Raw genomic sequence first — 15,605 nt, forward strand, 5'->3', positions numbered from 1 at the left:
CTGCGCCCGCATCGCCGCCCCTCCTATACACCGGGCGCCCAAATGAGCTTCGCCGACCTTCATCTTTCGGACGAATTGCTGCGCGCGATCGACGAATCCGGCTACACCGAGCCGACCCCGATTCAGCAGCAGGCGATCCCCAATGTGCTGATGATGCGCGACCTGATTGGTATTGCGCAGACCGGGACGGGCAAGACGGCGGCGTTCGTGTTGCCGATGATCGATATATTGGGCAGCGGTCGCGCGCGCGCGCGGATGCCGCGCAGCCTGATCCTCGAACCGACGCGCGAACTGGCCGCGCAGGTTGCCGAGAATTTCGAGAAATACGGCAAATATCACAAGCTCTCGATGGCGCTGCTGATCGGCGGCGTGCAGATGGGCGATCAGGTCAAGGCGCTGGAAAAGGGCGTCGACGTGCTGATCGCCACGCCAGGCCGGCTGATGGACCTGTTCAGCCGCGGCAAGATCATGCTCAACGATTGCAAACTTCTGGTGATCGACGAAGCCGACCGCATGCTCGACATGGGTTTCATTCCCGATATCGAAGAAATCTGTACGAAGCTGCCCAAGGATCGCCAGACATTGTTGTTTTCCGCGACAATGCCCACGGCGATCAAGAAGCTGGCCGACAAGTTCCTGAGCAGTCCCAAGCAGGTCGAGGTTGCGCGACCGGCATCGGCCAATCTTCAGATAGAACAACGCATCGTCGAAGTGTCCTCGCGCGGTAAGAAGGACGCGCTGATCGACATTCTGCGCGCCGAGGGTGCCTCGTCGGTTATCGTGTTTTCCAACCGCAAGACGACCGTCCGCGACCTCGCGCAGAGCCTGTCGCGCGCCGGGTTCAAGGCGGGACAGATCCAGGGCGACATGGCCCAGGCCGAGCGTATCCGCGAACTCGACCGGTTCAAAAGCGGTGACATCACCGTCCTCGTAGCCTCGGACGTCGCGGCGCGCGGGCTGGATGTGAAGGGCGTCAGCCACGTCGTAAATTACGACGTACCCTGGCACCCCGACGATTACGTCCATCGCATCGGCCGTACGGGCCGCGCGGGCGCGACGGGCAAGGCGTTCACGCTGGTGACGCCCGAGGACGCCGAGGCGGTCGCCAATATCGAAAAGCTGACCGCGACCAAGATCGAGCGGGTCGGCAAGGCTGTACCGGCTAGCAGGGATGTGAAGCCTGCCGATGCTGAAGCAACGCCCGCCAAGCCCGCGAGAGCGCGTCGTGAGAGGGCCAAGCCTGCCGCCAAGCCCGAACCCGTTCAGGCTGCGGAACCGGTCGCAGAGATGCCGAAAGCGGCACCCCGCAAGGCCGAGCCCCGCAAAGCCGCTGAACCCAAAGCAATCCCGCCGAAAGCGACAAAGTCAGGCGGCGAGAAGCAGGACGATGACTGGAACGGCCCGGTTCCAAGCTTCCTCAATTTCGGGTTCGACGGCAACTGATCAATGAAAATCGCGCGAGTTCGGCAGGATCCGGACGTCGCGCGGATGACTGCCACGCGGCAGGTTGTAGCGCGACGGCTGGGGATGTTCGAACTCGTCGGCGCGTGACAGGACCAGTTTTGGTTTGTGGTCCTCGGATAGTTGTTTGAGATCGCCCGTCCGGTCGCACACGCGGTCTACCATCAGATGCATGACGCCTTCGGGACTGCGCTGAACTTCCCCTTCCGCGAGCAACACGCGCGCCGCCATAACCTCAAGCCGGAAGCGTTCGAACGTCCGCGCCCATAAAACCAGATTGCAAACGCCGGTTTCGTCCTCCAGCGTGACGAAAATCGCATTGCCCTTGCCCGGCCGCTGGCGGACGAGAACGACGCCCGCGACTTTTGCACGACTGCCGTTGCGGCGATCGGCATATTCGGCGCAACTGATCACACCTTCATCAGCGAACATCCCGCGCAGGAAGGTCATCGGGTGATCTTTGAGCGACAAGCGCGTGACCTGATAATCGGCCACGACCTCCTCACTCAACGGCATTGCGGGAAGTTGTGCATCCGGCTCATCGGCGAGTTCGGGCGCGTTGTCATAGGCGAACAAGGGCAACGATTTGGGCGGCGTCCGCCGCACCTCCCACAATCCCTCGCGCCGCACATGCCCGAGCGACTGTAGCGCGTCGGCATCGGCGAGCAGGTTTAACGCACGTGTCGGCAAGTTCGAGCGGCGAGCCAAATCTTCGATCGAATTGAAGCGCGAAAGCTCGGCAATCGCATCGCCCCAGTCCTTTTTAAACCCATCGATCTGACGAAATCCGAGCCGAACTGCAGGCACGCCCGAATCCATCTCGATGCGATTGTCCCACCCACTCGCATTCACACAGATTTCGCGCACATCGACACCATGTTCGCGCGCATCGCGAACGAGCTGCGCGGGCGCGTAAAAGCCCATCGGTTGCGAATTGAGCAATGCCGCACAAAACACCGCCGGCTGGTAATATTTGATCCACGACGAGACATAGACCAGCCGCGCAAAACTCAGCGCATGGCTCTCAGGGAAGCCATAACTGCCGAACCCCTTGATCTGTTCGAAACAACGGCGGGCGAAGTCCTCCTCATAACCCCGCTTGACCATGCCCCCGATCATCTTTTCCTCGAAGCGAGGCATGCCGCCAACGTGCCGAAACGTGGCCATGGCGCGGCGGAGTTCATTGGCCTCGTTGGGAGTAAAATCAGCGGCAATGATGGCCAGCTTCATCGCCTGTTCTTGAAACAGCGGCACACCCAGGGTTTTGCCCAGAATGCCGTGAAGTTCGTCTGGTTCGCCAAAATCGCGATGCGGTTCTGGAAAACTCCAATCTTCCTTGCGCTGTCGCCTGCGAAGGTAGGGATGGACCATATTGCCTTGGATCGGCCCGGGACGCACGATCGCAACTTGAATGGCGAGATCGTAAAACGCGACAGGCTCAAGGCGCGGTAGCATGTTCATTTGCGCGCGGCTTTCGACTTGAAAGACGCCGATGCTGTCGCCCTTGCAGAGCATGCGATAAACTGCCGGGTCGTTGGCCTTCAGATCAAGTTCAAGCGTGTTTTCGCCAAGACCGTTGTCTCGCATCAGATCAAAGGCTTTGCGGATGCAGGTCAACATACCGAGCGCAAGGATATCGACTTTCATCAAGCCGAGGGCATCAATGTCGTCCTTGTCCCATTCGACATAGGTGCGATCGTCCATCGCCGCCCAATGCAGCGGGACGGTTTCGTCGAGCCGGTCCTCGGTCAGGACAAACCCGCCGACATGCTGAGACAAATGGCGCGGCGCGTTGAGCAATTGATCAACCAGATATTTTAGTCGTCCGATTTCAGGATTGGCGAGGCTTAAGCCGCTTTGCTCGACGCGCTGGTCTTCCAGCTTGTCAGAAAAGCTGCCCCACACGGTCGATGTCATTTTCTGTGTAACATCCTCGGTTAACCCAAGGGCTTTCCCGACCTCGCGTACCGCCGAGCGCGGACGATAATGGATGACGGTGGCGACAATACCGGCACGGTGACGCCCATATCGCTCGTAAACATATTGCATCACCTCCTCACGCCGTTCGTGCTCGAAATCGACATCGATGTCGGGCGGTTCTTCGCGTTCTGTCGAGACGAAGCGCGAGAACAGCAGGCCGTGCTCGGCCGGGTCGATCGCGGTGATGCCGAGCAGGAAACAGATGATCGAATTGGCTGCCGAACCACGCCCTTGGCACAGGATTGGGGGTATCTGAGCCCGCGCAAATTTGACGATGTCGTGGACGGTCAGGAAATAATAAGCATATTTCCGATCGCGGACGAGCGCGAATTCCTCGCCGAGCATTGTCCGCGCCTTATCTGGAATGCCGTCCGGCCAACGCTTTGCAGCCGCCTCCATGGTGATGTGTTCGAGCCAGTCCATCGGTTCCCAGCCTTGCGGCACCGGCTCGTGCGGATACTCGTAGCGCAGTTGGTCGAGGGTGAATTCGATGCGGTCGAGGATGTCCTGTTGCGCGGTGATGGCTTCGGGAATTTTGGCGAATAGTCGGTTGAGTTCGGAGGGGCTCTGCAAATGCCGCTCGCCATTGGCTTCGAGCAGGCGTCCAGCCTTGGTGACAGTCGTGCCTTCGCGGATGCAACTGACGACATCGTGCAAAGGCTGGTCTTCGAGTGTTGCGTAGAGCGGGTCACCGATGGCCACGAGCGGGACGCCGGTCTGGCGCGACAGACTTTGCAGCATCTGCAGGTTGCGTCTGTGACGGCCGTCGAAGCGCGGTGTCGCACCTAGCCAGATATTGCCGGACGACGCGCGGGAAAGTTGGCGCAGCAGGAAATTATATCCCTGCTGACCCATCGGTTCGGCCGCCGGTTTGGGCGAAAACATATCTGCGGTGCCGAATTGTTCGGGCTGGAATTTATCCGTGTAGCGCTTGGGTTTGAGCGGCGTAGACCGACGAATGACCGATGACTCAAACGGCTGCGCCACGACGATCAGACACAAGTCTTCGAGATGGGCGAGCAGATCGGGCAAGCGTAGATTGCAGCCCTTTTCCGTGCGGAGGTTGCCGACCGTGAGGAGCCGGGTCAGTCGGCCCCAGCCTTTGCGGGTTTGCGGGTAGGCGATGACGTCTGGCGTTCCGTCGTTGAAAACGAGGCGGGCACCAACGATTAGTCGAAGATCAATTTTGCTGACTGACATTTCTTCATCAGGCGTCAGTAGTTCCGGCAGGCCCTGAGCCTTTTTGTATTCCAAGAGATATTCGCGCGCTCTGTCTGGCGCGTCGCGTACCGCGATATACGCTCGGACCACGCCCGCCACCGTGTTACGATCGGCAATGCCGATGGCTTTGATGCCGAGGCGGTGCGCCTCGTAGACCATGTCCGAGGGGTGGCTGGCGCCGTGGAGAAACGAGAAATTGGTCGCCGCAGCCAGTTCGGCCCATTCGGTCACGCCAGCAACCCGTGAATATACCAGCTCGGACTGGCCTTCTCGCTGTAAAGACCATGCCGGAACAGCCAGAACCGGCGACCGCGCACGTCTTCGACGCGGTAGTAATCGCGGGTCAGGCCGCCTTTGCCGGGGAGTTCACCGCCTTTGCGCATCCACCATTCGGCGGCGATGCGTTCGGGGCCTTCGCTGCGGACGATGCGGTATGGTTTGCGACGCCAGTTGAACTGAGCGGGCGGACCATCCGGAATTTCGGCGGCGGTGACTTTGACCTGCTCTGGCGGGTCGAACAGGTGGAGGGGGCGCAGCGGCGGTTCGCCGAGTTCTGCCGCCGGAAAATTGGCGGGCTGACGTTCTTCGACAGCGGGCAAGGCAAGCTGCGCCTGTTCGGGGATGTGGGTGTTCGCCGGGCCGAGCCGGCTGACGCGTTTGGGGGTCAGGCGGGTGCTCAACCGATCGACCAATGCATCGGCCGGTTCACACGATTCACATGTGCCAATCAAATCGGGTGAAGCGCTGGCCAAGGGCTCTGCGGCTTCGACGTCGAGGCGGATGACGTCATAGCCGAAACCGGGGTCGAGCGGGTCGCTGAGTGCGTCGATGCGTTCGTCGAACAATTTCGCGATGGCTTTTGGATCGCGCACCGGGCGGCCGGTTTCGACGGCGAGCGAGCGGACGTCATTGTCGCTCCGGAAAAGCGTTGCGCGCAACGACCGCGCGCCTTCGCCACGGCGTGCGAGTTCGTCGCAAGTTTCGATTATAAGATCACGTAATGACGTCAAAATATCCTCGATCCTCGCGACCGGTTCGGCGAAGCGGCGGGTAGCGAAAATCGTGGGCGGAACGCGGCGCGGGGTGATGCGCGAATCCTGTTCGCCGGTCAGGCGTAGCAGGCGGTCGATGAGGCCCGCGCCGAACCGTGCCGCGAGAGCTCCGCGCGGTCGGGCGGCGACCGCGCCGACGGTCTTCAGTCCGGCCCGTTGCAACGCCAGTTGATCGCTGGCCGGAATACCCAAGGCTGAAACCGGCAGTGCGGCAACTGACGCGATGCCGTAACGCGCGCGCGCCATCGCCATTTCGGGTGTCGAGCCCAAACCGTCGCGCGCCGTCAGTCCCAGTTTGGCAATCCGTGTCAGAACATCGGCCGCGATCTGTTCGGATGGTCCACAGCCGGTGAGGTCGAGCGTCAGCCCATCGCGCACGTTGATCGCGACCATCGGCGTATAGCGATCGCACGCGTCGGCCAGCCAGGCGAGCAGCGCGATATCCTCCTCTGGATCATCATCCTGCACCACCAGTTGCGGCAATAACGCACGCGCATCCGCCAATGTTGTGCCGGTGTTGAGTCCGAGCCGGGCGGCTTCCTCCCCCACCTGCGCAATGCGCATCGCGTTGGCGTGGCGTTCGACCAGGGCGAACGGCTTGTCAGCCGGCGCGGCGCCATCCCGGATCAGGCGCTCGGTCGACAGGTAAGGCAGCCACAGCGCCAGAAAGATACGGGTCACGGAATTGGCGGTCGTCACGGTTCCACTCCAGCTGCGTGGCGAAACCGGGTCGTCCGGCGCGGTCGCGCAGCAATTCGATTTGAAAACAGGCATGCCCCGGCGCATCGGCTGGGAAGGGAGCGGAAGGGGCGCTGCCGATCCGCCAGCGGGTCCAGGCGGCGCTGGGTTCGGGCACGGCATTGGCGCGGACGAGCAGCGCCTTAACCCCCGAGCGTTCGGCGGCGAGGGTCAGTCGGCGGGTCGCGGTGAGGTCGAGCGCCGGGCTCCGGCCCCAAAGTTCGATCAGCACCAGTCCGAGACTGCCGCAGCGCAGGCCGTCGACCGATGCCTTGAGCATGGATTTCGCGTCGGGCGTAGTGACGAGGATCAGTTGCGTGGGATCGATGCCCAGATCGACCAGGCCCGGGCCGTACACGCGGCCGCATTGCCGCTGGGCACGATCGTCGCGCACCCACAGGATCGGTTTTGGCGTGGGATTGGCGAGCAGGGCAAAGGCGCTGGCGCTTGCGGTTTGATCGTCGTCCGCCGCAAACTCGTGCAGCGCCGCCTTGACGAGCGACGCGGCGATGCGATCGCCTGGCCCGGTTGGGTTCGGAACGTCATCGGCCGCGGGCGCAAATGTCCCCGGCGCCGAGATGGGCGCGTGAATCATAGTTCGTGGTTTGTTCTAGTTTGGAGAGTCCCGAGCCAGAGTCAAGCGGCGGGGTGCGTTCCTGATTTCTGGCCGCATGTTTTGCACCCCGGATCCTTGGGCAGGCGGACGGTGCGCAGCGAGGGGGCGAGGCCGTCGACCAGGTGTAATTTGCCCGCCTGATCCTCCCCGAAGAGGTGGATGGTGCGAATCGCATCAAGCGCCGCCATGCTGCCCAACCAGCCGGTCATCGCGCCGAGCACGCCGAGTTCGGCGCAATTATCGCAATCCTCCGCATCGAACGCATCGCCGACATAGCAGCGGTAACAGGGCATGCCGTCTTCCCAGCCGCGAAACGTGCCCAGTTGGCCGTTGAACTGGCCGATTGCGGCGGAGACTAAGGGAATGTGCCCGCCGTAAGCAGCGTCGGCGACGGCGAGCCTGGTGGCAAAATTGTCTGATCCATCGACGACTACGTCCGCACCGGCGAGCAAGTTTGCCGCGTTGGCAGCATCGATTCGCGTTGCGTGGATGGTTATCTCGACATCTGGATTGAGCGCGGTCAGGCGTGACCGCGCGGTCTCCGCCTTGCCCGCGTCCACATCGACTGTCGCAAACAAAATCTGCCGCTGGAGGTTGGCGAGACTGACTTTATCGTCATCGATCAAGGTGATGCGGCCGATCCCTGCCGCCGCCAGATAAAGCGCGGCGGGCGACCCGATGCCGCCGGCGCCGATCAGCACCGCATGGGCATCGCGCAATTTGAGCTGCCCGACCGCACCGATTTCACGCAGCACCATCTGCCGCGCATAGCGATCAAGCTGGGTATCGCTGAGGCTCACCGCTGCCCGGTCGAACCGAAACCGCCGCTGCCGCGCGCGGTGTCGTCGAGGCTGGCGACTTCACTGAGCGTGGCGCGCTGAACGGCGGCTGGGACGAGCTGAGCAATGCGATCTCCCCGGCGGATCGCGAACGGCTCGCTGCCCAGATTGGCGAGGATCACCTTCACTTCGCCGCGATAGTCGCTGTCGATCGTGCCGGGGGCGTTGAGGCAAGTTACGCCGTGTTTCAGCGCGAGGCCCGAACGGGGACGGACCTGTACCTCATACCCTTCGGGAATCGCCATCGCGAACCCCGTGGCAACGGCATGACGCGCTCCGGGCGCGAGGTGGTGATGTTCAGCAGAGACGACGTCCATCCCCGCGGCACCGGCGGTGGCATAGGCGGGGATGGGGAGCCCTTCGCCATGTGACAGGCGGAGGATCGGGATGGTAATTTCGGGCATGGCCCCGAGACTAGCGGGGCGCACGGTTTATGTCATGAGGCGCGGTGGACCATATGGGTCTTTGACGCCGAAATGATCATTTACTGAACATGCTCATGGCCAACTCGCCGGCGCGCACTAGTCTCAGCCCTCGAAATTGGCGACCCGCTTCAATTCGGACCTCAGGCGTTGCTCGTCAAAGGCGTGTTGCTCGAATTCACCCCCGCGCTCGACCCAGAACAAAAACAAATGCGCGGACCATCGATTGGGATTGGGCAGCGTTCGGCCATGACGCAGGTCTATTCCCCGATACAGCACGGCGTCGCCGGGCTGCATTTCGACCGAGGAATAGGGTTCGTCGCCGAAATTTTCGACGCACGGCTCTTCACGCGTCACGCGGGTCGACCCGACTTGCAGCGGCCATGGCACATCGTCGCTGTAAACCAGCGTGAGCGACACGCTGTGTTCGCATGACGGGCGGTCCGAATGGACCCGGCAAACGTCGTCTTTTTGATAGATGCGGAAATAATCGTAGCTCGGGAGGACGTCCGCGCCGGTCAGCTCTGCGATGATCGGCGTCAGGCCCCAGAGGAATGTCGTCAGCGGGCGATAGAAATGCCCGGAGATGTCGACAGTCTCGTGCCGGGACAGCGCGTGTGACTGAGCGAAGGTCTCGAATGACTTTCCCGCGCTGTTCAGGTCCATCTGCAGTTGCTTGAACAGGTTCGCGGCGACCTCGGGCGGGATCAGGCCGCGGATCGTCGCAAAACCGTCGTCGCGATAATTACCTTCGATGCGCATAGCGTTGGATAGTCTCGACGATGCCCGGGTGCGCTTCAATAAAGCTGACGTTCGAAGTTGGTTCCTGCAGCCAGGCTAAATTGTTACCGCAATCCGGTCTGCCAGGCGTTCCGCGACGTCATCCTTGGCCATCCGATCCCAGCTTTCGACGCCGTCATTGGTAACGATGTGAACGCGGTTGGTCTCGCCTCCCATCGGATCGGCGGACACGTCGTTGGCGACGATCCAGTCACAGCCCTTGCGCGCCAGTTTGGCCCGGGCATGCGCCACGACATTTTCGGTTTCCGCCGCGAAGCCGATGAGGAGGCGCGGGCGGCGGAGGCTTCGGCCCAGCGTCGCGAGGATGTCCGGGTTTTCGACGAGTGTCAGCGTCGGCGGACCAGCCGCGCCCTTTTTGATTTTCTGGGCTGACGCTTCAACACGCCAGTCGGCGACGGCGGCGACCATGATCGCCGCATCGGCGGGGAGGGCGGCTTCGACCGCAGCCGCCATTTGCAGCGCGGTTTCGACGTCAATCCGTGTCACGCGCGGCGGCGTCGGTAACGCCACGGGGCCGGCGATCAGGGTGACGCGCGCACCCTGGGCGGCGAGCGCGGCGGCAATCGCAAAGCCTTGTTTCCCCGAACTGCGATTGGCGAGGTAGCGCACCGGGTCGATCGGCTCATGCGTCGGGCCGGCGGTGACGAGAACGTGTTTCCCGGACAGGGTCACGCGGTCAGCGCGGATTGGATCGCATCATAAATCGCCTGCGGATCGGGCAGGCGGCCGGGGCCGAACTCACCACAGGCCATTTCGCCCTCATCGGGAGCGAGGATCGTCACGCCATCCGCCTTCAGTTGCGCAACGTTTCGCTGAGTCGCGGGGTGCAGCCACATCCGCACGTTCATCGCCGGTGCGGCAAGCACCGGCTTGTCGGTGGCTAGAAGCAGAGTTGTGGCGAGATCGTCGGCAATCCCCGCGGCCATCTTGGCCAGCAGATCGGCAGTGGCGGGCGCGACGACGACGAGGTCGGCCTCGCGGCTGAGCTGGATGTGACCCATCTCGGTCTCGTCCTTCAAATCCCACAGGCTGGTATGAACCTGTTGCTCGCTGAGCGCACCGAGCGAGAGCGGGGTAACGAACTGCGCGCCCCCCGAAGTGAGCACACACCGGACGGTACCGCCGCCCTTGCGGATCAAACGGACGAGTTCGAGCGCCTTATACGCCGCGATGCCACCGCCGACGATCAGGAGGACGCGCTTGCCCTGCATCAGGCGTAGTTTTTCTTCGCCTGTTCGGCGCGGTCGCACTCCATGTGGATCAGGCGGGTGTTTTCGATGGTGTAGCCAAGCTTCGCCTCGAACCGGTCGAGGATGCAGTCCTTTTCGGGAAGCGGCACCTCGCAGATCGGACACAGGTCATTCTGTTCGGCGCGCTTGGCTTTCTTGATGCGGTTGCGGTGCGTGGCATTGCCGCGCTCGTCATGCATCAATTCCTTCTGAACCTTGCGGCGCAGCGCGAACAGGAGATCGCCGTCGCCATTGCTGTTCGCCAGCAGCTGGTCACGGACATTGACGAGGATTTGCTTGGCGATCAGTTGTTGCTCGTCGGTCAGTTGGGGATTGGCCATGACCTCAATGTAGGGCCAGCACCGCCGCCGCGCCAGCCGCCCCGGCAAGCAGCGCGGTCAGGGCATAGCGCCACCATCCGCCGCCGAGACTATCGGTCACGACCGCAATCTCGGACAGCGGCAATGTCGGCGGAGCGCCGCCGGCGGCCGGAAAGCGCGCTTCTATCCGTCGGACGAGTTCGGGCAGCCGCGCGAGGGTTTTGACGTCCTCGACCAGCCGGTCGGCGAGCTTGGCTTCCGGCCCCAATTCGTCGCGGATCCAGCCGCGCACCAACGGCTCCGAAATCTCCCACATATTGATGTCGGGATCGAGCTGGGTGGCGACGCCTTCTACCATCACCATCGTCTTTTGCAGCAACAGCAGATGCGGCTGCGTCACCATGTCGAAATCGCGCGTGATCGCGAACAGGCTGTCGAGCATGTTGCCGATCGACATGTCCTTGACCGACAGCCCGCGCATCGGTTCGCCGACGCTGCGCAAGGCAGTGGCAAAATCGGCGACATTGTGGTGCGCGGGGACGTATTGCGCTTCGAAATGGATTTCGGCGACGCGGCGGTAATTGCCGGTGATCAGCCCGTAGAGGATTTCGGCCAGCCATTGCCGCGCGCGTTTGTCGATGCGGCCCATAATGCCGAAATCGATGGCGACGAGTTCGCCCGCGGTCGTCGCCATCAAATTGCCCTGATGCATGTCGGCGTGAAAGAATCCGTCGGCAATCGCCTGGCGCAGGAACGCGCGAACCAGGCGGCGGGCGAGGTCGGGACGGTCGAGGCCGGCGGCGTCGAGCGCGGCGGTGTCGCTCAGCTTGATCCCGTCGATCCATTCGAGCGTCAGGATCGACCGCGACGTGCGCTGCCAGTCGATGGCCGGAATGCGGAAACCCGGCTCGGCGGTCATCCCTTCCGCCAGTTCGGAAGCCGAAGCGGCTTCGCGGCGCAGATCGAGTTCGCGGAGCGTCCATTGGCGGAAAGTCGCGATGGTCAGGCGCGGGCGCAGGCGCGATAGTTCTCCACCCATCGCCTCCAACTGCGCGGCCGCCCAATCGTAGGTTTCGATATCGCGCGCGAAGATTTCGGGAATGCCCGGGCGTAGCACTTTGACCGCGACGGTCGCGCCGTCGGTGGTGACCGCACGGTGGACTTGAGCGATCGACGCGGCACCGACGGGGTCTTGCTCGATCGAGGCGTAGAGCTCGTTGATCGGTTTGCCGAGACCGCGTTCGATCGCGGCGCAAATCACATCGAACGACAGCGGCGGCAGGCGGTCCTGCAGTTGGAGCAGATCCTGCGCCGCCTCCTCGCCAACGATGTCGGCGCGCGTGGCAAGCGTCTGGCCGAGCTTGATTGCGGCAGGGCCGATAGCGCGAAAGGCTTCGGCGTAGCGCGGCCGTTTCGGGACGATCGCGCCGAAACGCGCGAGCCTCAGCAGGCGGCGCACGCGCGGTGGCGTGTTGGGATCGCGCTCGAGCCCACGCAGCGCGCCGTGACGCGCGAGCGTGCGGCCCCATTTGAGCAGCCGCCAGACATGGGTCGACGGTCGGGTCAAATTTTCCAGCCGCTGTGGATCGCCACGAGGCCGCCCAAAATCGGTTCGACCTTGGTGCGCGCGAAGCCTGCATCGCGGATCATGCCTTCGAACTTTGGCATATCGGGAAAACGGCGGATCGATTCGATGAGGTAGCGATAACTGTCGGCGTCGCCCGCGATCATCTGGCCGAGCTTGGGCACCAGCCGGTGCGAATAGGCGTCATAGACATCGCCGAATCCCGGCCAGACGGTGGTCGAGAATTCGAGGCAAAAAAACCGTCCGCCGAATTTGAGCACGCGGTGCGCCTCACGCAGCGCTGCGGGAATGTCGGTCACGTTCCGGATACCGAAGGCGATGGTGTAGGCGTCGAAACTGCGATCGGGGAACACCAGCTTTTCGGCATTGGCTTCGGTCCATACCAGACCGTCGATCCCGCGCGTCGCCGCGCGATCGATGCCGACCGCGAGCATTTCCGCATTGATGTCGGCGACGGTGATCGCCGCGCCCGATTTGGCCATGCGAAACGCGATGTCGCCCGTGCCGCCCGCCATATCGAGGATATATTCACCCTCACGCGGTTTCACCCGCGCGACGAACTGATCCTTCCACAGCCGGTGCATGCCGCCCGACATGGCATCGTTCATGCGATCGTAATTGCGGGCGACGTTGGAAAAAACATGGCCGACGCGGGCCGTTTTTTCGGTGGCGGGAATGTCTTCATAGCCGAAGGAGACGGTGTCGGTCATGGCGGGGGCATTAGGGGCGCGGTGGTTCGGGAGCAACGGGTTAGCGCGGTTGCGCGCGATGTTCGCGCGCTAGAAGACGGCGTGATCGCCGCGTTCGGCGGTGGCCTCGCCGTCGATCAACTGCGCGTAATAATCGAACAAGGTTTCCGAGCCGCTCGATGGCGTGGCTTCTGCGTCATAGCGGCGGGTGACGGGGTCCAGAACCAGCATGGATTCGGTGGCGTAATAGCGGCCGATGCGGGCGAGTTCCGCCTTGTTCGCCATCACCGGGAACACGCGACCGAGGACGCTGAGCGCCGCAATGATCGTGTCGAGCAGTGCTACCGGGACTCGTTTGAACCGTGGTGCCCGACCGAGCAGCGCGAACAGACGCTCGCCCTGGTCCTTGGGGGTAATCGCCGCGCCCGGACCGCCGATCGGGAGAATGCGATTGCGTCGATCGGGATCGTCGACGCACCCGGCGATAAACCGCCCCAGATCGTCGTCGCTGATCGGCTTGCAAGCGGTCAATGTACCGTCGCCGAACATCAGATAGGGCTTGCCCTGCCTGACCCGCTCGACCTGTCCGGACAGCGATTTGAAGAACGCCGTCGGGCGGACGATGGAATAATCGAGTCCCGACGTCGTCAATGCCTGTTCGAAGGCGAGCTTGGCGTGCTGAAAGGCGAGCAGCGGTTTTTGAACGCAGATCGCCGAGAGCAGGATCATGTGCGGCACGCCTGCGGTGCGGGCCGCTTCGAGGATGTTCACATGCGCCTGATAATCGATCGCCCAGGCATCTTTGGGCGCGCCGGTGCGCGACGCCATGCACGAAATTACGGCGTCGAACCGTGCGCCGCACAGCGCATCGCGAACGATCGATTGCGGGTCTGTGACATCACCGACGCGGTTCGTGACGCGCTTGAGCCGAGCGCCGGAGACATCGTCCGCTCGCGATCCACGCGCCCTTGTGAAACACACGACCTCATGACCCTGTGCCGCCAAAGCCCGGACGGTCGCGCGACCGATTGTGCCGGTCGAACCGAATATGAGGATACGGCGCGACGCTGGTGCCGAACTTGCCGTTGTCGCGTCGCCGGGCACCGTCTTCATCGCTCCCCACAGCCGCCGATATCGACCTTCAGTCGCATGCCTTGAGGTGCCCGGCAACAAACCGGCATTGATTTGCGCCGCGTGGTCGGGTCAAGGTCGCCGCGCGAAATCACACGAGATAAAGACGAACATGGCAACACCGATTCTGCGCCTTGGCACCCGTGGCTCGCCGCTCGCGCTCGTGCAGGCGCGCATGGTGCGGGCACGGCTGTGCGCGGCGCACGGCTGGGACGAGGATGCGGTCGAGATCGTGATCATCACCACGACCGGCGACCGGGTTCAGGATCGCGCGCTGGCGGAGATCGGTGGCAAGGCGTTGTGGACCAAGGAACTCGATCGCGCGCTGGATGCGGGGGAGATCGATTGCGCGGTGCATTCGATGAAGGACGTCGAGACGATTCGACCGGTGCGCCTGATGATCGCGGCGATGTTGCCGCGCGCCGATGTCCGCGACCGGCTGATCGGGGCGGCGAGTATTGCGGCGTTGCGGCAGGGCGCGGTCATCGGCACCAGCTCACCGCGCCGGGCCGCGCAGATGCGGCGGCTGCGGCCCGACCTGAGAATCATGCTGTTCCGCGGCAATGTCGATACCCGGCTGGCCAAGCTCGCCGCGGGCGAGGTCGATGCGACATTGCTGGCCAGCGCGGGTCTCGATCGGCTGGGTCGTGCCGATGTCGGCGTGGCGATCCCGAACGAGGTCATGTTGCCGGCTCCGGCACAGGGCGCGGTGGGCATCGAGTGCCTCGCCGATGCGACGCGTATTCGCGACTGGATCGCGGCGATCGACGATCTGCCGACGCACGCTTGCGTGGCGATGGAGCGGGCGATGCTGGCGGCGTTGGGCGCGGATTGCCATTCGCCCGTCGCCGCGCTGGCGACGATCACCGCGAGCGGTATCGCGATGCGCGCCGAATTGCTGACCGAGGATGGCAGCGAACATGTTTCGGGAGAGGCTGCCGGCGGGATCGGCGATGTCGGCGTCGCACACGATTTGGCGCGCGACCTGATCGAACGCGCGCCGCCTGCGGTGCGACGATTGTTTACATTGTCGCTCGACGGTTAGCCGCGCCTCAAGCGAACGGTGCGTTGAGGAGGACGATCTGGCGGTTGAGCCACGACGCGAAACTGACCCAGACCAGATAGGGCAGGATCAGCAAGCTGGCCTGATGCGATATCGGCCACAGCCCGATCACCAGCGCGACCAGCGAAGCCCACAGAAACACCACTTCGATCAGCGCCCAGTCGGGGCGGCGGAGGCGAAAGAATAACGGGCTCCAGGCCGCATGGCAGACCGCATTGGTCGCGAACAGGATGATCACGCTGGTCCGCCCAGCGTGGTCCGGCGCGGCATGCCACGCGATCACCGCCGACCACGCCGCGAGCCCGAGAATGATCGTCCACGCCGGTCCGAACAACCAGTTCGGCGGCTGCAATTTCGGCTTGCGCAGATTGTCATACCAAGGGCCGATCGGAGTCATCAGCCCGCCGAGCAGACCCAGGAGAATGGCGACCCCCCCAGCAACGATTGTCGGGGACATG

Annotated in this window: 13 protein-coding genes and 1 pseudogene; 2 read left to right on the top strand and 12 right to left on the bottom strand. The window is 63.2% G+C overall.

Features of this window, described 5'->3' with window-relative positions; translation table 11 throughout:
- Window positions 1–42: 42 nt before the first annotated feature.
- Window positions 43–1,443, top strand: a complete 1,401-nt coding sequence (locus ACM9ME_RS00625) for a DEAD/DEAH box helicase (protein WP_415641472.1) — start codon at window positions 43–45, stop codon at window positions 1,441–1,443.
- Here the strand turns inward: ACM9ME_RS00625 and ACM9ME_RS00630 are convergent, their stop codons facing one another.
- The 11 genes and pseudogenes from ACM9ME_RS00630 to ACM9ME_RS00680 all read right to left on the bottom strand — a co-directional run bounded on the left by ACM9ME_RS00630 (window position 1,444) and on the right by ACM9ME_RS00680 (window position 14,066).
- Entirely contained in the window at window positions 1,444–4,893 is a 3,450-nt protein-coding gene (locus ACM9ME_RS00630; protein WP_415641473.1) for an error-prone DNA polymerase, read from the bottom strand.
- Entirely contained in the window at window positions 4,890–6,413 is a 1,524-nt protein-coding gene (locus ACM9ME_RS00635; protein ID WP_415641474.1) for a Y-family DNA polymerase, read from the bottom strand. Before ACM9ME_RS00635 ends, ACM9ME_RS00630 begins: the two co-directional genes overlap by 4 nt.
- On the bottom strand, window positions 6,316–7,047 hold the full coding sequence (locus ACM9ME_RS00640) for an ImuA family protein (RefSeq protein WP_415641475.1): 732 nt from the start codon (window positions 7,045–7,047) through the stop codon (window positions 6,316–6,318). Before ACM9ME_RS00640 ends, ACM9ME_RS00635 begins: the two co-directional genes overlap by 98 nt.
- Window positions 7,048–7,088: 41 nt before the next feature.
- Window positions 7,089–7,868: a HesA/MoeB/ThiF family protein gene (locus ACM9ME_RS00645; protein WP_415641476.1), complete on the bottom strand. Its 780-nt coding sequence runs from the start codon at window positions 7,866–7,868 to the stop codon at window positions 7,089–7,091.
- The gene (dut, locus tag ACM9ME_RS00650) at window positions 7,865–8,311 is read right to left on the bottom strand and encodes a dUTP diphosphatase (RefSeq protein ID WP_415641477.1); all 447 of its coding nucleotides are present in this window, start codon (window positions 8,309–8,311) and stop codon (window positions 7,865–7,867) included. The genes ACM9ME_RS00645 and dut overlap by 4 nt, the downstream gene beginning before the upstream one ends.
- A 123-nt stretch (window positions 8,312–8,434) precedes the next feature.
- Entirely contained in the window at window positions 8,435–9,091 is a 657-nt protein-coding gene (locus ACM9ME_RS00655; RefSeq protein WP_415641478.1) for a hypothetical protein, read from the bottom strand.
- A gap of 75 nt (window positions 9,092–9,166) precedes the next feature.
- A pseudogene (coaBC, locus tag ACM9ME_RS00660) lies at window positions 9,167–10,341 on the bottom strand (bifunctional phosphopantothenoylcysteine decarboxylase/phosphopantothenate--cysteine ligase CoaBC).
- Window positions 10,341–10,700, bottom strand: a complete 360-nt coding sequence (locus tag ACM9ME_RS00665; RefSeq protein ID WP_415641479.1) for a hypothetical protein — start codon at window positions 10,698–10,700, stop codon at window positions 10,341–10,343. Before ACM9ME_RS00665 ends, coaBC begins: the two are co-directional and overlap by 1 nt.
- 4 nt (window positions 10,701–10,704) lie before the next feature.
- Window positions 10,705–12,246, bottom strand: a complete 1,542-nt coding sequence (gene ubiB, locus ACM9ME_RS00670; RefSeq protein WP_415641480.1) for a 2-polyprenylphenol 6-hydroxylase — start codon at window positions 12,244–12,246, stop codon at window positions 10,705–10,707.
- The gene (locus tag ACM9ME_RS00675; RefSeq protein ID WP_415641481.1) at window positions 12,243–12,974 is read right to left on the bottom strand and encodes a class I SAM-dependent methyltransferase; all 732 of its coding nucleotides are present in this window, start codon (window positions 12,972–12,974) and stop codon (window positions 12,243–12,245) included. Before ACM9ME_RS00675 ends, ubiB begins: the two co-directional genes overlap by 4 nt.
- Window positions 12,975–13,043: 69 nt before the next feature.
- On the bottom strand, window positions 13,044–14,066 hold the full coding sequence (locus ACM9ME_RS00680; RefSeq protein WP_415641482.1) for an NAD(P)H-binding protein: 1,023 nt from the start codon (window positions 14,064–14,066) through the stop codon (window positions 13,044–13,046).
- Window positions 14,067–14,196: 130 nt separating this feature from the next.
- Between ACM9ME_RS00680 and hemC the strand changes: the two genes are divergently transcribed.
- Complete coding sequence (gene hemC / locus ACM9ME_RS00685; protein ID WP_415641483.1) at window positions 14,197–15,129, top strand: hydroxymethylbilane synthase; 933 nt, start codon at window positions 14,197–14,199, stop codon at window positions 15,127–15,129.
- Between the two features lie 7 nt (window positions 15,130–15,136).
- Here hemC and ACM9ME_RS00690 read toward each other — a convergent pair whose 3' ends face one another.
- Window positions 15,137–15,604, bottom strand: a complete 468-nt coding sequence (locus tag ACM9ME_RS00690; protein WP_415641484.1) for a TspO/MBR family protein — start codon at window positions 15,602–15,604, stop codon at window positions 15,137–15,139.
- Window position 15,605: the final 1 nt, after the last annotated feature.

Origin of the sequence: Sphingomonas antarctica (genome assembly GCF_965137005.1) — a bacterium.
Taxonomy (GTDB): Bacteria; Pseudomonadota; Alphaproteobacteria; order Sphingomonadales; family Sphingomonadaceae; genus Sphingomonas_O; species Sphingomonas_O antarctica.